This is a genomic window from Streptomyces sp. NPDC051105, assembly GCF_040682795.1.
Taxonomy (GTDB): domain Bacteria; phylum Actinomycetota; class Actinomycetes; order Streptomycetales; family Streptomycetaceae; genus Streptomyces.
In genome coordinates this window covers 122,778-142,770 of sequence record NZ_JBFBBR010000002.1, presented here as the reverse complement: position 1 = coordinate 142,770, position 19,993 = coordinate 122,778, and the positions used below count along the sequence as shown (strand labels likewise).

The window sequence follows — 19,993 nt, the reverse complement described above, 5'->3', positions numbered from 1 at the left end:
TCGACGAGTGCGACGAGGGCGTTTCTCATGGGCCACCGAGGATGAACGCGGCACCAAGAACGCCCGGTGAGTCTGTCCACGAACGTCCGGGCCGGTCAGTTCAGCAGGGCAGCCGTGAACGTCTTGCGGTGGTCCACCAGCCAGGTCTGCATGCGCTCCCAGCGTTCCCATCCACCATGCTCGGCCAACGCCTGGAGATAGACAGGGTCTCCGCCGGCCACGCGGCGGGCGACGAAGGCCCGGCAGACCTCCGTGGCCTGCTCGATGACGCCGGGCAACTCGGCGCGGTCCCCCGCCGAGAGGCCGTAGCTGTCGGCAAGAATCCGCAGCCGTGCGGCCGCATCCAGCCCGGGGGGATAGAGAGCGGCCGCAGACCCGGGATCAAGCATGGGCACCCAATAGCGGGCAGTCATGGCGATGTCCCAGAGGGCACGGCCCGGGGCCGCCAAGTCGAAATCGATCACGGCCGCGGCACGACCGTCGCGGAAGACGACGTTCTCCGGGCACACATCGTTGTGGCACAACATCGTTCCCCCCTCCGGGTCGGCAAGGTCCGGGGGCCACTCGGCACGGGTGTCCACCGCGACGACCGCGCTGGTCTCATGCAGACGCCGCAGCAAACTCCCCACGGATTCGAGGGCAGAGCTCGTCATCGCCCAGTCCGGGAACGGCGGCAGAGCCGCGTCGCCAGAGATGAAAGTCAGCTGCTCACGGCCATCCGCCGTGAGACCGACAGGGCCCGGCGCCGCGTCGAAGCCGTGCTCCTTCAGCGCAAGGAGATAGGCATGCAGGGCGCGCGCGTTGCGCGGTGCCGGTCGCTCCACCAACTCCCCCCGGCGAAAGACCGCCCCCGCGTTCGCCATCCCGCCGACCAGCGCCTCGTCTTCAGCCGTCATGAGGATCACGCTATCGCCAGATCGACCCCCCGCGGGCCGGGCCGCAAACTCGGCACAAACAAGCGCCGAAGGCTCACACGCAAGATCGGGGCCACCCAAGCTATGCCTGTCACGGACACAGTCCAGGGGACGCCGGTAGCCCCCCAACCTATCCACCCGACCCGTTTCCGACGGTACGGACACACACGGCTTCATGCAGACCACGGCAGAAGTCGCCCGATAGAGGTGGCCCCCATTCTCGCTGCCGATCATGAGCCTGCGACGGTGTCCACCGCCTTCACGAACGGAGCAACGTGGTCCCCGTTCTCACTGCCCAAGTGGTCCTCTCAGACCACAGAGGGCCTTCGCACACGACGTGGATCAGCGCACGATAGAACGCGCGACGCGGAATCCCACGTCGTCGACCTGGAAAGTCGGGTGGCTGCGGCGCCGCGCGGAGGCCCGGCAACTCCAGTGCTCATCGAACCAACCACCGCCACGGAGCACCCGGTAGGCGCCATAGACCTCGGCGTCGTAGACGTCCCAGCACCAGTCCCAGACGTTGCCGAGCATGTCGTAAAGCCCCCACGAGTTGGGGCGCTTGCCGCCCACCTCGTGGATGCGCTCATCCGAGTTGCCGCGGTACCAGCCGATCTCGTCGAGCTCCCCGTAACGCGGTCCTGCAGTACCGGCACGGCAGGCGTGCTCCCACTCGGCTTCGGTCGGCAGCCGATACCCGTCGGCGGACGCGTCCCACTCGATTTCTTCGGCCTCGGCACCGAAGTGGTACGCGGGCGTGAAGCCGGCGCACTGGGACAGGGCGTTGCAGAACCGTACCGCGTCCCACCAGGCGACGCACTCGACGGGCAACTGGTCCCCAGGGGTGGTACTCGGCCGCTGGCCTGTGATCTGTGCGTACAACGCCTGGGTGACCGGCCATGCCGCGAGCTGGTAAGGCGCGAGCTCGACCGACCAACTGCGCTGTGTCCGCCGGTCCGACAGCGTCACCTGCCCCGGCGGGATGGCGATCATCTCGTTCCCCATCATCACGTCCATCATCAGGAGATCCTAACGAGACCTATCAGTGCGAAACGACAAAGCACCAACGGTTGTCCTTGGCTGGCACGAATCTGCAAGTCGTCACCCTTAACTGGTGCCAAGTCGCATGCCCGGTTCGGCAAGCGGCTCCGAGGAAACGGGCCGGTCGAAAGACCGGTACCGCGCCCCGGGCCGACTTCACCAGGAGGCCGCGCTGAAGATCTCGAATCGGCCCTCGCTGGCAGCCCACCACGTCACGTGTGGATGGGCAACACAACACCCCAGCTCAGAGCCGACCCGGTCACGTCCATGGCCGGTAAACACGACGATCGCGGCGAGTACCTGCTCCTCCTGCGCGAGCGTTCAGGCCGGGCGCGCGGAAACAGAAGGCCGGCGCATTACTGGGGCCGGCAGATGGTGTAGCAGTTCCTTCGGGGCCCTGGTGCCGACACGGCGCCAGGGCCCCTCCACGCGTTCCACAGAGAGGTGCAATGACAGCAGACGACTCGTTCGGGCGTCTCGATGACGACGATTACCCCGCCTACACCATGGGCCGGGCCGCCGAGTTGCTCGGCACCACGCAGGGCTTCCTCCGCGCCGTCGGCGAAGCCCGCCTCATCACCCCGCTGCGCTCCGCAGGCGGCCACCGCCGCTACTCCCGCTACCAGCTGCGCATCGCCGCCCGCGCCCGCGAACTCGTCGACCAGGGCACCCCCATCGAGGCCGCCTGTCGCATCATCATCCTCGAAGACCAACTCGAAGAAGCCCAGCGCATCAACGCCGAACACCGCCGCGCCGCGGAAGCGTCCACACCACCCGCATCCTGAGGCAGTGCGTGGTCATCGCCTCAGATGACAGGTGTACGGGTGAGCAGCGCCTGCGTCAGCTGTCATGGTTCGGAAGTTCTCCATCGCCCACGTCTTCGGTGTGGGAGTTCTGCCGTGCTGCTGGGACCAGGCGGTCACCTCCGCTTTTGCGCATGTCGCGGGAGGCGTACATCGGCTGGTCGGCTTGAGACATGGCCGCGTCCGGTAGCTGCCGACGCCCATGCGGGTGGTGCTGTCGGCCGGACAGTGGGCCCCCACTCGCGGGTGGGGGGTCTGTCACAGACAGGATCGGGGTCGCGCGGCCATGAGCTGCGCGACCCGAGGTGCAGCCGAGGAGGGCGCTACCTCCGCCGAGAGTTGCTGAATGTCGGCGTCCGCTGAGAGCGTTCAACCGTCGTCCAGACTAGAAGCGACGACGCTGTGGTCCTGGTCGCCTGCGTGCTGATCGCTGGCGACCGGGGTGTGCCTCGGAAGGGGCAGGGGTACCGGGCCGGATGAGTAGGGATACGAGGTCGTGGCTGCGGGCCGCGTGGCGGCTGGGGCGCCGCGGCCCCGGTGCGGCTGTCGTGCGGTTTGGAGGAGCAGACGTTCAGGCGCTCGTCCAGGCTTCGAGGAAGGCTTTCCGTCCAGCAGGGTCGTCCGACCTCCGGTCCGCGTGCAGGACGTGCCAGGCGGTGAGTTCGAGATCACGGAGCCACAGTTCTCCGATGACCTGTGTCTTGAGGTCGGGGAGATGGTCGGACTCGGCGAGGGCTTGACCGATCACCTCCCCAGCCGCGACGCGTTGGGGCGGGGTCATCTCGTCGACAGCCGAGAGGATCTGTCGGGCCAGGGCGGTTCCTTCGCCTGTCAGGGCTTGCAGCACCTCGGCCTTGATGTTGGCGGGGAGCAGGTAGGCGGTGCCCGAGGACCTCCACAGGTTGGACCAGAAGCGTTCGCCTGCCTCGGTGGGAGCAGGGAGCGCGGCCAGCAGCCCGAGGAGATGGCCGATGGACGCGTACCCACCGGAGTGGGCAGCGGCGACGACCGCGATACCGGCGACACGCTCCACGTCGAGATGCCGGGCTTCGAGGTCGGAAACGAGGCCCAATTGGTGTTCCAACTGGTTGGCGAGCGGGGCGGACACATGGGGGCGGACCTCAGGAAGCATCGGCGATCCTTGCGGGTAGGCGAGCGGAGATGCCCGTTCGGAAGCCCTGATCGTTCCCCAGGACCAGCGGCTCTACTCGGCTTAAGGCGGCCCAGTTGGCGGGACCTGGAAGCCGCACCGGTCCATCCGCCGTGAGAGAGTCCACGCCCGGCCGAGGCGGCGCCTGGTTTTCGGGCCAGCTTCTCGAAAGGCGGTCCTGCGAGATCTCCTAGCATGAACACATGTTTGCCAGGGGCGCTCGGGAGTCCGGGGGAGGACGGGAAGCCATGTCGCGTGACACCGCTGAGGTTGGGCCGTGTGGCTCTGTGCCGCCGCCACCGCGGCCGTCCGCGCAGCCGGGGCACGTCATCGTGGGCTCTTGGGAAAGGCCAGCTCCTTGCCGGGGTGTCGGGCACGGCCCGGGGGCGCGGGAGAGAGGTGCTGCCAGTCTCCAGGCGGCTGGTGGCGGCTACCAGTAGGGGCGGCGGCCGCCCACGGCGTGGCCGACGGAGCCGAGGACGAACAGGATGAGTCCGATGACAAGCAGGATGATGCCGATCGTCCACAGAATGCCGATGTGGTCGAGGGCGACGCTCACCGGGAGCCTCTCATGGGGAAGCCGCCGCGGTGTCGTCCCTGGGACAGGGAAAGGTGTCGGGAGGAGTACCCCACTTCGCGGGGTTCTGCCGGTCCGGCAGGACCCCGCAGCTGAGGAGTGTGGCCGTAGTTCCGCCCGGCTGGGCGATCTCGCGGATGAACACCGCCTTGTCAGGCGGGAATTTGTTCTTGCCGTCCAGTTGCAGCACGCCGGAAGCGCCGGGGTACTGGGACACGCCGTGAGCGGTGAGCCACAGGTAGATGTCGTTGGGCTGGACGTCGTCGGAAGCCGGCAGCAGGTCCTCGATGACCTTGCTGACGACACCCACGGTGTCGAACCCGCCGGCGGCGTCCGCATCCGCGCTGCGGCCGCCGAAGACGGTGGCGAAGTCCTGGGCGAACTGGGCATAGGGATCCCGGGAGTCCGGGGTGGGGGCGTTCGTCGTCTCGTAGAAGAGCGTCATGTACGGGTAGGCGCGCGCCGTCTGTTCGGGATGGAGCTGGAAGTCGATGGGGGCGCTTTCGGTGATCATCGGAATGGTCGTGCCCTCCGGGGGCTGGCACTGACCGCCCGCACGCTGCATCGCGTTGAGGAGGCTGGGAAGCACACCGGACCGGGCGAGGTAGACCACGATCCCGTGCGTCGCAGCGACCTTGTTGCACACTTCGCTCGCGATGTCCTCCGGCGTGCTCGCCCCGGGCTTCTCGCTGTACTTGACCTCGTCGACACCGCCGTGTGCGCGGTAGGCGGCGACGAACAGGTTCTTCAGGTCGGTACTGAAGGCCGTGTCGGTCGGGTCGTACACGACCACGGCGTGCGGTGTGCCGCTGGTGAGTTCGCGGACCGCGGGAGAGTGGCCGATGAAGTCGGCCAGGACCCGCGCGACTCGCCCGTCGGGCGCCGAGATCTGGAAGTACCGCTGCGGCGAGTCCGGGCCGACCATGGTGCTGCCGGACACACCGTTCGCAATGACGGGGATGCCGGCCTGGTCGAGTTCCCGGGCCGCGTTCAGCGACTCGGGACGACTCTGGGTGATACCGATGACCGCGGCGATGTGGTCCTGCCGCTGACGGCTGATGATCATCTGCGCGACGTCCGGGTCCTTGGGCGCTGCGGCGGCGTGCGCGCCGTACTGGAAGTACTGGCCGGTGTTGGCGATGAGCAGGCGGATCGGCATCTTGTTCTGGCGGACCCCGGTGTTGAGCTTGTGCTGCTGGGCGATGGCACCGCGCAGGATCTGCAGACCGATCGGCGGGTCGTCGTACACGCCGTTCTGCAGACTCAGCGGAGCGAGGAAGACCAGGGTGCGGTAACGCCCGTCCGGGATCTGAGCATTCTCCTTCGCGACCTGGTGCTCCAGGTCCCGCAGTTCCTTTCCGCGGTCTCCCGGCACGGCGAGATCACACTGGCTGCCGTCGGTGACGCCCACACGCTCACCCGTCTTTACAGTGACGCATGAGGCAGGCGCGGGGGGCGGAGTGGGCCAGAGGTAGTGCGGGGCCAGGAGGATACCCGCGGCCGCCGCGGCCATGACGGGCAGAGCGGCCGGACGCAACCAGTCGAGCGGGTGGTCCCGGCGAGCCATGACGCCCCAATGGGTGTCGATCTTCGTCTTGGCCGTACCCTCCGTGTCGTCCCCGGCCGGCAGCGTGATGAGGCGTACCGGCTCGTCACTGCCCTCGTTGAGGAACGTGAAGACCTTGTCGGCAATGCCGTTGGGCCGGTCGGCTTCGGCGCCCAGCGGCGCGGCGTAGTCCGGAGGCGGACCCGCGCAGGCGGCCAGGACGAGCAGCGGCTTGGACGGATGGTCACCGGCGAGCTCCTCGAACGTCCCGAGGAAGGCACGGCCGGGGCCGTCCGCGTCGTCGATCTCGGGAATGAGGACGACGAAGGACCACCGGCGCCGTGCCCACAGATGACTCAGCCAGGTCCTTCCTCGGGTCGCCTTCCGCAGATCGGTGAGCAGCGCGCGCAGGAGGATACGCCGCACGCGCGGGTCCTCCCTGTCCAGCTCGCCGTCCTGGCAGAAGGCGAGCGCGGCGTCCAGGAAGCAGGTCGCGTTCGCCTCGTCCGCGACCCAGCGCAGGCCCCAGTGCCGCAGGTGGAACCGGTAGCAGAGCTTGGGAAAGCCGACGATCAGGGCTGCCACGAGTCCCTGCAGCCAGCCGGTCAGGAGGTGCTGACCCAGGAAGTCTGCGAGGCGAGCGCAGGCACGCAGCGTTTTCCGCCTTTTGAGCAACGCTGCGTACAGGTCATCGAGAATCGGCTGCTGCTGGGCCTGTAAGTCGCCCGCGCCGCGTTCGCAGTCCAGTACGGCCCGGCACGTGTGGAAGGCCGGCAACCGCAGTCTTCCCGACGGCATGGTGAGCTGGAACCGCAGTCCGACTCGGTCGATCGCGGCAAGGAAGCCTCCGCTCAGCTCCGCGTCGTCGACGACGGCGTGCGGCACCTGGAAGTGAGGGTTGCCCCGCGGTCGCGACAGCCGGTGCTCGTATTCCCGGACCATGAAGGCCGGTGCCCGGACATCGCCGCCGTCCTGCCTGGTGAGGATCAAGGCCGGCACCTTCTCGGCACTTGATCGCGTGGCAGCGAAGATGTCGAGCTGACGTATGAGGCGGTCCGACCACCTGGGGTATCGCGGGGCCGAGCCCGTGGGCGAGTTGGGCACGCAGTTCCTCCCTCGGGGAAGCAGGGAGGCCAACATGCCATGTAAGAGAGGTGTGAAAATGGGCTATTTCTGTCACTGACTCCTAATGAGTGATTCTGAGCGTTTCGCGCCCTCCCCCAGGTCCGCTGCCACCGGACATGCTCCGGGTGGCCGAGGCCCTACGCGACCCGGACCCCGTCGAGCTTGATGATCACGACGGTGCACAGGACTGACCGGGGCACGGTCAGCCGACGGTGGCCAGCGGTGTCGTGCTGTGTGACGTCGAAGCCCTGTAAGGACCCCCTCACCGCCCCAGCGAGCCCCTGGTGAGGGGACTGGCAGGAATCACAGGTTCGCGTGACGATTCGAGGCGATCACGGCGCGCTCGCCAGCTCCCCGGCCTCGCCCGGGCGCTGCGGTTCGGCAGGTACGACACTGAAGGGCCGCTTATCCCATCAGCCGCCCACGGCCCTTCCGGCGGTGCGGTGCGGTCGTCGGCCTGCGAGCCGCAGGGCGGCGCGCCATTCATGGACAGGCTGGCGTTCAGCGACAGCCGGGTGCGAAGGTGACGTTGCGTTCGCGGTCATTGGTGTCGAGCTGGACGGCCTGGTAGCCGCCCTCGCCGCCGATGGCCGGTCGCCGTGCTGCAGCGGTGCGGGCCCTTGGAGGATTATCGGGTTCTGAAGCGGCGGAAGAGGTTGCGGGCCACGTACACGCCCGGGCCGCCGAAGCCGACGATGTCGACGCGTCCGTCACCGGTGATGTCGGCGACGAAGCGGGGGTGGTGGCCGACCCGCCAGGCGCCTGCGTCGTCGTTGTAGCCGAAGCCGCGGCACACCAGCTGTGCCTGCTCGAACCGGCCGTCGCCACAGCTGTGCGAGACCCAGACCCCTTCGTCGCCGAAGCCGACGATGTCTGGGTTGCCGTCGCCGGTGACGTCGGCGAGGAACCGGAGGTGCTTCTTGCTCGTCCACCCCTGGGCGAGCCCGAAGTCGTTCAGGACGAGCTCGGAGGGCTCGAATGTGCCGTCGCCGCGACCGCGTGCGAGGACGACGCCCTGCGGGCCGAACCCGATGATGTCCACAGCTCCGCCGTCGGCGGTCCGGACCAGGGACCGGGGGTGCTCCTCGATCGAGCTCCACCCTTGGTCGACCCCGAAGTCGTCCAGGATCCACAGGGGGTCGGCGAACTTTCCTTCCTCGTCCTGGAGTGCAATCCAGACGCCGTCGTCGTGGAAGCCGACGATGTCGGCGCGGCCGTCACCGGTGGTGTCGGCGAGGAAGCGGGGGTGCCTGTCGGCAACCCACCCGCCGGCCGACTGGCCGTGGCCGAACGCCCGGAGAGCCGGTTCCGCGGCGAGGGGCGCGAACTTCCCTTCCTCGTCCTGGAGTGCAATCCAGACGCCGTCGTCGTGGAAGCCGACGATGTCGGCGCGGCCGTCACCGGTGGTGTCGGTGACGAAGCGGGGGTGCCTGTCGGCAACCCACCCGCCCGCAGGCTGGCCGTGGCCGAACGCCTTGACGACCGGCTCGCCGCTCGCGGGCGCGAACTTCTTGTTCTTGTCCTGCAGGAACACGCGGACACCGTCGGCGGCGAGGACGACGACGTCCGGCCTGCCGTCGCCCGTCGTGTCCCCGAGGGTCCACAAGTCCTTGGGACTCGGAGAGGGTACGGGCGGGTGCAGGACGCGCTCGTCGTCCTTGAAGGTGCCGTCGCCCTCGCCGGCGGCCGTCACAGCGCCCTTCGCTGGTTTGAGCCCGACGATGTCCGCTTGCCCTGCTCCGGTGGTGTCGGCGAGGAACCGGTCACCGAGCCCGGCCCACCAGCCCGTCTGTGCGCTGGGAGTGCGGGTGGCTCCGGCGCTCTGCCATGCGCCGGCGTCCTGGTCGCTTCCGAACCGCTTGACGACCAGCAGCATGTCGCTGAAGGTGGGTGTCGCCGCGGGGGCCGGCCGCAGCGCGGCCGAGCGGGCCAGCCGCCATGACTGGCGGCTGTTCCAGTGGCTCAGTGGTGCCCAGCGCAGGACAGGGTCGCTGGTGCGCTCGGGGGTGGCCGGGACGAACCGCCAGTGCTGGCTTGTCGCGCTGTCGTCGTAGGCGCGCAGGACGACCCGGATGTCGTCCGCTGTGGGGTCGGCGAGGTCGAGGACGACCCCGTCGGTGGCGCCCTCGATGAAGTAGAGTCCGGCTTCGCCCTCCACGGGGACGACGTGCCAGTGCTGGCTCTTCTTGCCGGCGGTGGCGTCCCACTGGCGGACGCCACGGTCCGCGGCGGCGGGATTGTCGAGGACCTTGCCGCTGACCGCGTTGCGGATCACATATGCCTGCTCGTCTTGTGCGGGCCCGCCTTGCGTGGCCTGTACGGGGGTGAGCCGCCACTGCTCCGGGCTCGGGCCACCGTCAGGGAAGTCGCGCACGACCAGTGCCCCGTCCGTTCCCGGCGTGGCCTTGGCGCCGAGGGTCTTCCCTGTGGCGACGTTGACGATCTCCAGTTTCAGTTCTTGCGTGGGCACGGGCATCGTGGTGCCTCTTCCAGGCGGTACGGGTGTGGGCTCGGGAGGGGCGTGGCGCAGCGCCGGTGGCTGCGGGTCACGTGAAGACGTGGTGGTAGGGGACGTTCCACTCGTTGGGCAGTCGCGGGTAGAACGTGTTGATGACCGTCCCGGTGAAGTCCCCGCCCCAGTTGTAGGTCACGCGCACCTCGCTGTCGGCCGCCACCGCGTGGTCCTTGAAGCCGAGGATGGCGTCGGGGTGGGTGATCGGCACGAAGGTGATCCCGCCCCACGGTGTCACCGTGACGACCCACAGCTGGGTGTCCTCGGGCGCGCCGTTCTTCCCGCGCCACAGGTCACCGACCTTGTCGGGCAGGCCCACCTGGACGGTGTCGGCCGTACTCTCGGGGGCTTTCTGGTGGACGGTGATGCGCCGGCGCTGCGGCTTGGGCACCCCGTCGTCGCCGCGCCCGGCATCGGCCTGGCCCGCACCGGCGGGCTTCGGCGGCACTGGGCCCGCGGCGCTCTCGACGAAGTACAGCGGCCGCTGCCCGAAGAAGCCGGCTGGGGTGATGTACCACAGGTGGCCCTGCGCTTCCTTGGTGGCCGAGTCGAGCGCGGTGGACAGCTTGACTCCCTTGTCGTGGACGCTGTCCTTCAGGTCGGCGGGCCGCAGGAAGCCGCCGTTGAAGGCGTGGACGAGCATGACCGGCCGGTTCTCGACGAGCGCGGCCACGATCGCGTTGTCGTAGCTGTTCACCGCCACCGGGCCGCCGACCACCAGATTCGACATCGCCGTGCGTTCTTGGGTGTACATCGCTAACCTCACCTGTTCTTGAAGTGGAGCACAACAAGCCAGCCACAGTGCAGCGCTTTATTGCGCGGCGTTACCGCCGGGATTTGAACGCCCCGCATCGAAATAATCCCGGTCTTAAATGGACGACCGAACCAAACACCCCCGCCACCACACCAATCACGGGTGCAACACGCATCCGGAAGGCTTTTTGACGACGTCGGCCGAGCGGCCTGGAGCACTTCAACTTACCTTTCTCGTTGGCGAGTTGGGTATGCCCGGTGAATGCTCTTCACTCGATTGAGCGTGATGCACGAAGGCACCTTCCCAGGAAATGAGGTCGCCGGTACCTTCGAATTTCGGAAAACTCACAGCTGCCTGCTTCCATTCCGTCCGGCGCGTTTCGGACAGATCAGTCGAGGACGGGGAATGCCTTCCACCGCGTACAACCTGGAACGGTTCAAGCGCCATCCGCTGACGAAGAAGAACCTGCGGGAGCTCGGCATCGACCTGCCGTCCCTCCTGAATCACCCCAACCTGGTCTACACCGACAACAACGGCGCGCAGCACAAGCCCGTCGGCATCTCCATCAACAAGTCGAGCTCCGGCACTTTCGCCGGCTCCGCGTTCGATCTGGGCTGGCTCGCCTACATGAATCTCGGGGAACCGCTGATCGAGGAGCGCGGCGACATCACCCCTCCCCGACCCGACACGTTTTCCTCACGCGCCTACGTCAATCGCAGCGACACGCAGGAGATGACCTTCACCGACTCGGTCGACTTCACCGTGTCGAACGGGGTGACCTGGTCGCTTCACGGGGATGCCAAGCTCACCTTCGGCGGCAGCATCGGCGCGCAGCTGCAATTGCAGTTGCAGAACCAGCTCAAGATGGACCTCCAGGCTCAGCTCGGGACGCAGCTGCGCAACGACATGGCGAACAAGAACGCCAACACGGTGACCAACAAGAACAGCAAGGACAGCGTCGGGGTCGACAATGCCAATGCCACCGAGACGGCCACGACGAACTCGACGGGCAACTCCGCGTCGAACTCGGTGACGAATTCGGTGGCGTTCACGACGCAGGGCAGCGCCACCGGCAGCGCGTCGCTCAACGCGCAGCTGGCGCTGGGCCTCGCGGCCAGCGTCGGCGGCTCTCTGACGACCAGCTGGGTCTCGAAGTCGCAGATCTCCGGCAAGGTCCCGGCGGACTCCCGGGTGGAGACCATCGCCACGCAGCGGCGTGCCCACCGGCATTACGAGTACGAGATCCCGGTGACCTTCGCCGGGTTCCTCGCGGTGCAGTACGCCGTTCCGGTTCCGGTCCTGTCTCCCCCGCAGCCCGGGGCCTTCCCCGGCCTCGCCCAGGTGGTCGCCCGCGACATCGCCGACATCGACCTGGCCGGCGGCGGATACCGCATCAAGGGGCGGATGGAGGTCGTCTCCTCTCTGGACGTCCACCACACGATGTTCGAAGCCGAGCCCCTGACCTTCAGCCAGCGCGCCCTGCACAAGGGGCCTTGACCGGGCGGCAGCACCGCCACAACGACGACCAGGGGTGATGACCATGGTGTTCGACAACATCTTCGGCTTCGCGCAGAACAGTGCGGGGCTGTTCTCAGTGAAGGCCGGCGAAGCCGAATCGCAGCCGGCTGCGGACGTCGACTTCGAAGACGCCCAGGAGGACACATACGACGACAAGAGCACGAGCCTGTTCACCCACGCGATCCACGGGGCTTCCTCCCGGGCGAAAGTCGTACAGGAGCAGTCACCCCAAGCGCGGGCCATCCTGGGCATCCTCGGCTCCTTCATCCAGACCACCCGCGACTCGGCCGGCACACAGGCCCAGTACGCCCACGCCAGCTCAGTCTCCGGCACAGCGTCCGCCGGCATGAAGAAGGCCAGTGACACCGTGAAGAACGAGGACGGACTGAAAAAGAACAAGGACCTGGAAGACACGCCGGACAAGAGCGCTTACTCCAAGGCACCCAAGTCTCCGGAGGAACCCAAGGCCGCAGCGCCCCCCAAGGCGCCCCCGGCGGCCGCCGAGACTCCGCAGAAGCTGGGAACAACCAAGACGACCGAGACGACCACCGAAAAACCGTCCGGCTCCCAGTAGTGCTGAAGCCACGAGAGCCAGGGGCATGAGCGCCCCTGGCCTCCTCGTGCGTCATACCGGGAGCAGCTGCCACCGACGGTCCTGGGGGGCACCCGCCGCCTCGTACTGCTTGATCACCGTACGGGCGTTGGTGTCGACTCCCAGCAACAGACCGCTCTTCCGGTTCGCGATCTCGTACACCCGCGGGGTGCCGGTCACCGGGCCCACCGGGATCAGCCGCCAGTGCTGGTGGTGCGCGTCAGCACCGTCGTAGGCGCGTTGCGCCACCACCGCCCCCTCGATCTCCTGCGCTCCGACGACCTCCAGAACCTTGCCGCTGCGCACGTTCTCGATCCGGTACAGGACCTCGCCGTCGTCCTGGCCCGCCGCGATGAGCCGCCACCGCTGGTGATCCCTGGGAACGGTGAGCGTCTGGTGGACCTCGGCCCCGTCGCTGATGGACTCACGCACGACCGCCATCCGCAACCTGCTGCGCACGCTGGCCCAGGAGACCACCGTGCCCGAATCGGGCAACCCGGCCATCCTCGCCGACGTGACTTTCCGGACCCGGTTGTTGGCGTAGTCGGGGATGTAGAGAGTGTCGACGCAGTCCACGGCGATCCCGTGCGGAAGGTTGAGCTGGGCCGAAGCGGCCGGGCCGCCGTCACCACCGAAGGTCGCGGCGCCCGTGCCGGCGAGCGTGCTGATCGTTCCGTCGGCCGCGACCTTCCGAACACGGTGGTTGCCGTAGTCGGCGATGTAGAGGGTGTCAGTACTGTCCACCCCCACCGCCATTGGGGAGTTCAGGGGGGCTGTGGTTGCTTGGACGCCATCACGGATGTACGTAGCGCTGCCTGTGCCGGCGAACGTTCTGATCTTCCCATCGGCCTTCGCGACTTTCCTGACCCGGTGGTTGCCGTACTCGGCGATGTAGAGGTCGCCGGTGCTGTCCACCGCAACCGCGCTTGGGCCCTTTAGCTGGGCGGCGGTGGCGAGGCCGCCGTCACCGCCGAAGGTCGCGGCGCCCGTGCCGGCGAACGTGTGGATCTTCCCCTCGGTCATCGTGATCTTCCGGATCCGGTTGTTGTGGTAGTCGGCGACGTAGACATCGCCCGCGCTATCCACCGCAACATCGAACGGAGTGTTCAAATGGGCGGCAGTGGCGAGGCCGCCATCACCGCCGAAGGTCGCGGCGCCTGTGCCGGCGAACGTGTGGATCTTCCCATCGGTCATCGTGATCTTCCGGATCCGGTGGTTGCCGGAATCGGCGATGTAGAGGTCACCCGCACTGTCCACGGCAATCCCGCGCGGATTGGTCAGCGGGGCCGAGACAGCAGCGACACCTTCTGCCCCACGTCCCGGGCTCCCCGTCCCCGCGACCGTACTCATCTGCCCGTCGGTCGTGACCTTCCGGATACGGTGGCCGCCGTATTCGGAGATGTAGAGGGTCCCGTCGCGGTCCACCGCGGCCCCGTACGGACCGTTCAACAGAGCCGAAACGGCAAGCTCCTTGCCTCCTTTGGGCGCCCCCGCAGTACCGGTTCCCGCGACCGTGCTGATCAAGGGAGTGAACTCCTCGCCGTCTACAACTCCCGTGCTACCAGTGCTCATCTGCATCCCTTCACCGTTCACCCGACCGCCGACTTGATGATGACGTCGACAGCGGACAAACGGAACGAAAAGTAGGACGCCGGATCACACCATTGTCTGGAAACGGAGCGTTTGCCCACTCGCGGCTTTGGACCGCCTCCTGCACGAAGCGAACCAGTCGTCGACACGCGACCGAAAGGTCAGCCACCCTCACGAGGGAACAATAGGCGCGGCGTTGACGAAGCAGACTCCGCTGTCGGTGTCGCGGCATGCAGCGGTGACAACCGTCCCGCATCGCCGAGAGGCGATCACCCTGCGAAAGTCGTGACGACAGGCCCAACCAGAGCGCCTCGCCCGCTGCTGCGCATCGTGGAGGCGTGCGCGCTCAAAGCCGAGCGCGTCTGCCAGATTGCCCAGGCGCCGCGGCTGCTCGTCGAGCAGCCTGCTTTCGACCGGCTCGACCATCTCGATCTGCTCGTCGGACGCTCACGACCTTCCACCGGCGGACGCCGGCGGCATCGAGCGCCACCCCTGCCCGCGCTGCGGCGTCCAGTCCGGCTCGCCGTGCCGCTCGCGTGGCGGCGCGGTCCCTGGCGTCTACCACACCGGCCGGTTCACGAGTGGTGGGGGCGGTCGGCTCACTGGCTCCTTGGCTGCCGGGCGGCCTGGGGGGCGTCCTGTGGGCGCGGGGTGCGCGTTCCCCCGTTCGGCCGCATCCTGGAGCTGGCTCCGCCAGGTGCCACAGACCGACCTTCCGGGAGGTGCTGTGATCCTGCTCGCCCTGCTCACGCCCGTGGCGATGATGGCTCTGCTGCTCGGAGTGACCGCCTTTGAAGAGCGCCTTTTCCCGCAGCCATCGGTCACAGAGGACGCCGGCCCGGCGGCACGTCATGCACCCACCCGCTGAGCAGCAATGTCCCGCTGGTCGAACTGCCAGTCCGTCCAGTACGGGGCCGGTCCGCCGATGGTGGCCGCGGTCGGACGCGACGTGGCGCACTGGGCGAGCTGGCCCGCCGTGGCCTTGGTGAGTCCCTTGGCGTCCGTCCAGGCGGGGGTCAGCCGATCCTGCGCGTCGCAGGCGAAGACTGGGTGTCGGAGCTGTTCGGACGAACGCACGGTGACCGCCGGGCTCACGACCCTGAGGGGCGCCCTCCAGGGGGCGAGTGGCAGCCACGCCGGCGCTGGCAGAGGATGAGAGCGCTGCTCCCGCGCCGCCAAGGAGGCCCGGACATGCGCTGGTGGTCCTCGCTGGTCACGATCAGCCGGGACGGGCTGCGCGTTCAACGGGCATTCGCCGCCCCGTCGGCGATCGCACGGGCCGTACTGTCCGTGCTGCTCGCCACGGTCCTCGGCCTGGTGCTGGACGACCCGGTGGCTGGGGCCATGGCCAGCGTCGGTGCGTTCATCTGCGGCGTCGGTACGCTACTGAGCCCGCTGCGACACCCTGTGGTGAACGCGCTCGAGATGGCCGCGGCCTTCAGCGCCATGGCGGTGCTGGGGGCCCTGGTGCACGGCACTACCTGGCTGTTCCTGCTGGTGCTCGCGGTCGCGGCGTTCGCCACCGGGCTGTGGCGGACGATGGGCATCGCGCCCGGCATTCGGGGTTGCCTCGCGGTCATCGGGCTGATGATCACGGCTGATCTCGCTCCCGACGTACAGGGCGGCCTGGTGATCGCCGGCTGGATCGCGGTCGGGACCGGACTCGTCGTGGTGGTGCAACTGCTCCCCCCGTACGGTCCGCGGTTCGCCGCCCAGCGCCGCGCCCTTGCAGCTCTGTACCAGTCGCTCGCCGAGGCTTCGGTCGCGGCCGGCTCCGCCGGCCTGGGCGGGTCCGCTCCGTTCACGGCGGCCCGGCAGGCCCTGGACGTGCTGCCGCAGTTGAGCCGACCGGCGGCGGCGGCCATGTTCGGACTGCTGGGAGAGGCCGAGCGCATCCGCCGCGCGCTGCACACGGTGCGGCTGACGGTAGCGGCGGCCGGGAACCAGGAGGCACTGGCCGCTGCGGCGCAGGTGCTGGGCGACATCTCCCGTACGGTGGCCTCCGGCCGCGAGCACCGCACCCCCGAGGAAGCTTGGACCCTCCTGGAGTCCTGGGCGGCCCTCTCGCCCGTGCGCGGCCCGCGCGATCTGGCCGCCCGGCTACGGACGGCCGAGCAGCTGGCCCGACGCTCGACCGACGACCGCCTGGGCGATGTACTGGAACCCCACACCGAGGTGCCGGGCCTGTACGCGGGCACCCCCTCCGTAGCACGCACGGCCCGGCGGATCCGGGCGCAGCTGCACCCCCAATCACCGATCTTCCGCCATGCGGTGCGGCTCGCAGTGGGCGTGGTGCTCGCCGAGGTCATCGGCCGGTCGATCGGCGGGTGGGGCGGGCTGGGCATCTCCACGCACGGCTTCTGGGTGGCCCTGACCACCATGCTGGTGCTCTTCCCCGAGTACGGTCATACCCTCGCCCGCGGCTGGGGACGTACGGCCGGGGCCGTGCTGGGCGGCCTGTTCGCCTGGGTTCTGTCCCTGCCGAACTGGACGCCCGTCGGCCTCGCGGTCGTGGCGGTAGTGCTGGCCGCTGCGTCGTTTGTGACCCTGCGGACCGGGCAGTTGATGCTCAACCTATGGCTGACCACCTGGATCGTCTTCCTGATCCACCACGTCGGCGGGCTGCCCGGGCCCACCGCGTGGGCGCGCGCCGCCGACACCGTGGTCGGCGCCGCGATCGCCGTGCTCATCTTCCTGGTCTGGCCGACCTGGTCCACCCGGCGGGTGCCGGGCCTGCTCGCGGAGTGGCTGCGGGTGCAGGACCGGCTGCTGCCAGAGCTGCTGACCGGCTACGCCGACGTCGGGGCGACCGACCCGGCAGCCGTCGACGCGCTGCGGGCGCGGTCACGGCAGGTCAGGGAGCACCTGGAGGCCGCGGTGGAGCAGTCGCACGCCGAGCCGGCAGAGCACCGCGGCCCCTGGTCGAGTGTGCAGCTGGAGCAGATCAGGACTCAGGTGTCCACGGTTGCCGGATGCGCCACCCTGCTGGGCGAACACCTGCCGCGTACTCCTCAGGACACCGTGCCGGAGCTGACCGAACTGGTCGATCCGCTGCACGAACACCTCACGGCCCTGGCCCGCGCCGCCGCCGGAGCCGAGACGGTGGCCCCGGGGGCATTGCGGTCGGTCTTCGACTCCTTCACCGCCCGCTCCGGCTTGCCCGCCGAGACACCCGACGGCTTCAGCGCCACGACCAGCCGCGCCGTCGTCCTGAGCACCGCAACCGTCGACGCCGTGGAGGCCCTGACCGCCACCATCGCCTCCCGCCACCGCCGCGGTCGCCACGCGGCAGCCTGAGACTCCGCAAAGTCGCTGTCCGCCCTGACCGTGGGGTCCCTCCCGGGGGGGTGACGGGCGAAGCCGGATAGGCCCTGGGGATCGACGCCAGTGCAGGGCGGCGCGACGCGTTCCGGATCCCTACCCCGACCTGACCATCAAGCCAGTACCTGTCGAGTTGCGCGCACGCGCCAGGTCGCGCGACAGCAGTTCCGTGCCGATCGCCCCGGTCAGCATGGCCGACCCTTGCGTTCACCAGGCTGCCAGTGTCGTCAGCGGTCGGGCGAGGGCGTCGATGGTGCAGTCACCTGGCAACGGCAACCGTAGATCGGCAATCTCGATCAGCAGGATCCAACCATCGCGCAGCGATGCCGCGACAGGCTGGTCGGCCGTGGCCGAAGCCTTCTCAGTGGCGTGTTGACGGGCTTGCCCATGGTCATCGCGCACCCTGTAGCCGTGCCGGCATCACGACCGCCTTGCCATCGCCGGTGGACGCGGCTTGCTACCGCAGGTGGCGGACCGATGGGGAAAGGGTGGTGCGCTCACCTGCGGATGACGTGGTCCGACGGATACGGGGTGGTCGGCGTGACAGGTGGAACTCCGGCCGCTGCCGCCATCGGTTGCGCGTAGAGAAAGGGAACCGGAACCGCAGAGGTGGGAGGAAAGCCCGGCCTGGCGGCGTCGAGATGGGCATCCAGGCTAAGCGCGGCGGTGACAAGGGCGAGGTGGGTCAATGCTTGTGGGAAGTTGCCGAGTTGCTCGCCGGTCAGCCCGATCTCCTCGGAGTACAGGCCGAGATGGTTGGCGTAGGTGAGCATCTTCTCGAAGACGAGTCGCCCTTCACGCAGATGGCCGGCGCGAGCGAGGGCTTCGACGTACCAGAAAGTACACGCCGAGAAGGTGCCCTCGAAACCGAGCAGTCCGTCGGGAGAGGCAGAGGGGTCGTACCGGTATACGAGGCCGTCGGACACGAGATCGTTCCTGATCGCGTCCAGGGTCGAGAGCCACCGCGGATCCTGCGGGGGGATGAACCCTACCGCAGGCATCCGCAAAAGCGCGGAGTCCAGGACGTCGCTGCCCAGGTACTGCGTGAACGCTGCACGCTCCGGGCTCCACCCTCGCCGCAGGATCTGCCAGTAGATGGCGTCGCGTTCATTCGTCCAGCGCTGCACCTCGGCGGGGCGGCCGCTCCGGGTGGCCATGCGTATGGCCCGATCCAGCGCGGTCCAGCTCATGAGTCGTCCATAGGTGAAGTCCTTGTCACCGCCCCGCGTTTCCCAAATACCGGCTTCGGGACGGTCCCAGTTCTCGCACACCCAGTCCACCGTGTTGATCAGCGTCTGCCAGATGCGGCAGGTTGTCGGCAGACCCTGCTGGTCGGCGAAATGGAGGCACTCCAGTGCCGATCCGTAGATGTCGAGCTGCAGCTGGTCAGCGGCACCGTTGCCCACCCGCACCGGAGCGGAGTGCCGGTAGCCCTCCCAGTGGCCCAGGGTCTGCTCTGCCAGGTCGGAGGAGCCGTCGACGCGGTACATGACCTTCAGAGGGTGTTCGCCAGGACCGGTGTATTCCTGAACGCGGTCGCCCAGCCACTCGGTGAACGCCACGGCCTCCTCGGTGAATCCCAGTCCGAGCAGCGCATGGAGGGACAAGGAGGCATCACGTACCCACGCGTAGCGGTAGTCCCAGTTGCGCTCGCCTCCGACCTGTTCCGGCAGACTGGTGGTCGGAGCCGCGACCATGGCCCCGGACGGGGCGTACGTCATGAGTTTGAGCGTCATGGCCGAGCGGTTGACCGTCTCCCGCCACCGTCCGGTGTAGCGCGAACGCGCCAGCCAGTTGTGCCAGAAGGCGATGGTGTCCTCCAGTAGCTGCTCGCATTCCTGCGGCGAGACGATGCGTGGCGCACCGTCAGCGCACGTCTCCAGCACCAGGCCGCGGGTCATACCAGCCCGTAGCCTTACAGTCATGCACACGCCATCCGACCGAATCCTGCGGTCGCTCACGCACTCGACGTCAGGTGTGTCCACCACATGGACGGTCACATCCGCATCTCGGCTGGCAAAATGCCAGCCGCCCATATGCGAGGTGACCTCACATGGTTGCTGCGCGTAGTCGAACCGAGGGGCGATCTCGATGTCGAACGAGATCTCGCCGCGTGTGCACCGCAGCATGCGGACCAGCCGGTGATTGCTTGTCGGAGTACGTGGAGAAGCAGGCGGCATGAAATCCACGACCGATCCGACGCCTTGCTCGGTCATGAATCTGGTGAGCAGCACACAGGTGTCCGGGTAGTAGAGCTGCTTGGTCGCATACGTCGGCGCCTGGGGAGCAATCGTCCAGTGACCGCCGTTCGCACCGTCGAGCAGTGCTCCGAAGATACTCGGCGAGTCGAATCGCGGGCTGCAGAACCAGTCGATCGTTCCCTCGGTGGAGACCAGCGCGGCCGTCTGCAGGTCACCGATGAGTCCGTGGTCGTCGATCAGCGGATATTCGTTCATGGGGCCTCTTCCCATCCCGCCTGGCGCGAGCGGTGACGTCGCCGCTACCGCCGTGCCCCTCGCGGACACACCTTGCGCCCCCACCTCCAGACTG

The 19,993-nt window shown here is 68.2% G+C and carries 16 protein-coding genes; 5 read left to right on the top strand and 11 right to left on the bottom strand.

Annotated features, from left to right (window positions below; translation table 11 throughout):
• Window positions 1–95 precede the first annotated feature (95 nt).
• Together AB0N16_RS04610 and AB0N16_RS04605 are read right to left on the bottom strand one after the other, a co-directional pair.
• Window positions 96–896, bottom strand: coding sequence for an aminoglycoside phosphotransferase family protein (locus tag AB0N16_RS04610; protein ID WP_365793021.1), 801 nt, complete (start codon window positions 894–896; stop codon window positions 96–98).
• Between the two features lie 360 nt (window positions 897–1,256).
• Window positions 1,257–1,931, bottom strand: coding sequence for an SUMF1/EgtB/PvdO family nonheme iron enzyme (locus AB0N16_RS04605; protein ID WP_365794021.1), 675 nt, complete (start codon window positions 1,929–1,931; stop codon window positions 1,257–1,259).
• Between the two features lie 473 nt (window positions 1,932–2,404).
• On the opposite strand from AB0N16_RS04605, the gene AB0N16_RS04600 reads away from it, so the two are divergent.
• Entirely contained in the window at window positions 2,405–2,740 is a 336-nt protein-coding gene (locus tag AB0N16_RS04600) for a MerR family transcriptional regulator (protein WP_365793019.1), read from the top strand.
• 589 nt (window positions 2,741–3,329) lie between these two features.
• Here the strand turns inward: AB0N16_RS04600 and AB0N16_RS04595 are convergent.
• From AB0N16_RS04595 to AB0N16_RS04575, 5 genes are all read right to left on the bottom strand, one after another.
• The gene (locus AB0N16_RS04595) at window positions 3,330–3,890 is read right to left on the bottom strand and encodes a hypothetical protein (RefSeq protein WP_365793017.1); all 561 of its coding nucleotides are present in this window, start codon (window positions 3,888–3,890) and stop codon (window positions 3,330–3,332) included.
• Window positions 3,891–4,338: 448 nt separating this feature from the next.
• Window positions 4,339–4,467, bottom strand: coding sequence for a DUF6131 family protein (locus AB0N16_RS04590; RefSeq protein WP_365793015.1), 129 nt, complete (start codon window positions 4,465–4,467; stop codon window positions 4,339–4,341).
• A gap of 10 nt (window positions 4,468–4,477) precedes the next feature.
• Window positions 4,478–7,021, bottom strand: coding sequence for a hypothetical protein (locus tag AB0N16_RS04585; protein ID WP_365793013.1), 2,544 nt, complete (start codon window positions 7,019–7,021; stop codon window positions 4,478–4,480).
• Between the two features lie 763 nt (window positions 7,022–7,784).
• The gene (locus tag AB0N16_RS04580) at window positions 7,785–9,632 is read right to left on the bottom strand and encodes an FG-GAP-like repeat-containing protein (protein ID WP_365793011.1); all 1,848 of its coding nucleotides are present in this window, start codon (window positions 9,630–9,632) and stop codon (window positions 7,785–7,787) included.
• Between the two features lie 70 nt (window positions 9,633–9,702).
• Entirely contained in the window at window positions 9,703–10,422 is a 720-nt protein-coding gene (locus tag AB0N16_RS04575; protein ID WP_365793009.1) for a hypothetical protein, read from the bottom strand.
• 405 nt (window positions 10,423–10,827) lie between these two features.
• Here AB0N16_RS04575 and AB0N16_RS04570 point away from each other — a divergent pair, with 405 nt between their 5' ends.
• Together AB0N16_RS04570 and AB0N16_RS04565 are read left to right on the top strand one after the other, a co-directional pair.
• A complete protein-coding gene (locus tag AB0N16_RS04570) occupies window positions 10,828–11,919 on the top strand; it encodes a hypothetical protein (protein ID WP_365793007.1) in 1,092 nt (363 codons plus the stop codon).
• A 43-nt stretch (window positions 11,920–11,962) separates the two neighbouring features.
• Complete coding sequence (locus AB0N16_RS04565) at window positions 11,963–12,514, top strand: hypothetical protein (RefSeq protein WP_365793005.1); 552 nt, start codon at window positions 11,963–11,965, stop codon at window positions 12,512–12,514.
• 51 nt (window positions 12,515–12,565) lie between these two features.
• Here AB0N16_RS04565 and AB0N16_RS04560 read toward each other — a convergent pair whose 3' ends face one another.
• A complete protein-coding gene (locus tag AB0N16_RS04560) occupies window positions 12,566–14,104 on the bottom strand; it encodes an RICIN domain-containing protein (RefSeq protein WP_365794019.1) in 1,539 nt (512 codons plus the stop codon).
• 745 nt (window positions 14,105–14,849) lie between these two features.
• On the opposite strand from AB0N16_RS04560, the gene AB0N16_RS04555 reads away from it, so the two are divergent.
• Window positions 14,850–14,990, top strand: a complete 141-nt coding sequence (locus AB0N16_RS04555) for a hypothetical protein (RefSeq protein WP_365793003.1) — start codon at window positions 14,850–14,852, stop codon at window positions 14,988–14,990.
• On the opposite strand, the gene AB0N16_RS04550 is transcribed toward AB0N16_RS04555, so the two are convergent.
• Complete coding sequence (locus tag AB0N16_RS04550; protein ID WP_365793001.1) at window positions 14,972–15,217, bottom strand: hypothetical protein; 246 nt, start codon at window positions 15,215–15,217, stop codon at window positions 14,972–14,974. The two genes, AB0N16_RS04555 and AB0N16_RS04550, sit on opposite strands and share 19 nt — an antisense overlap.
• A gap of 96 nt (window positions 15,218–15,313) precedes the next feature.
• Between AB0N16_RS04550 and AB0N16_RS04545 the strand changes: the two genes are divergently transcribed.
• Window positions 15,314–17,419, top strand: a complete 2,106-nt coding sequence (locus AB0N16_RS04545; RefSeq protein WP_365792999.1) for an FUSC family protein — start codon at window positions 15,314–15,316, stop codon at window positions 17,417–17,419.
• A gap of 231 nt (window positions 17,420–17,650) precedes the next feature.
• Here AB0N16_RS04545 and AB0N16_RS04540 read toward each other — a convergent pair whose 3' ends face one another.
• Both AB0N16_RS04540 and AB0N16_RS04535 read right to left on the bottom strand, forming a co-directional pair.
• Window positions 17,651–17,845 carry a hypothetical protein gene (locus AB0N16_RS04540; protein ID WP_365792997.1) on the bottom strand — a complete coding sequence of 65 codons (195 nt, stop codon included), beginning with the start codon at window positions 17,843–17,845 and terminating at the stop codon, window positions 17,651–17,653.
• 95 nt (window positions 17,846–17,940) lie between these two features.
• Entirely contained in the window at window positions 17,941–19,899 is a 1,959-nt protein-coding gene (locus AB0N16_RS04535; RefSeq protein WP_365792995.1) for a glycoside hydrolase family 15 protein, read from the bottom strand.
• Window positions 19,900–19,993: the final 94 nt, after the last annotated feature.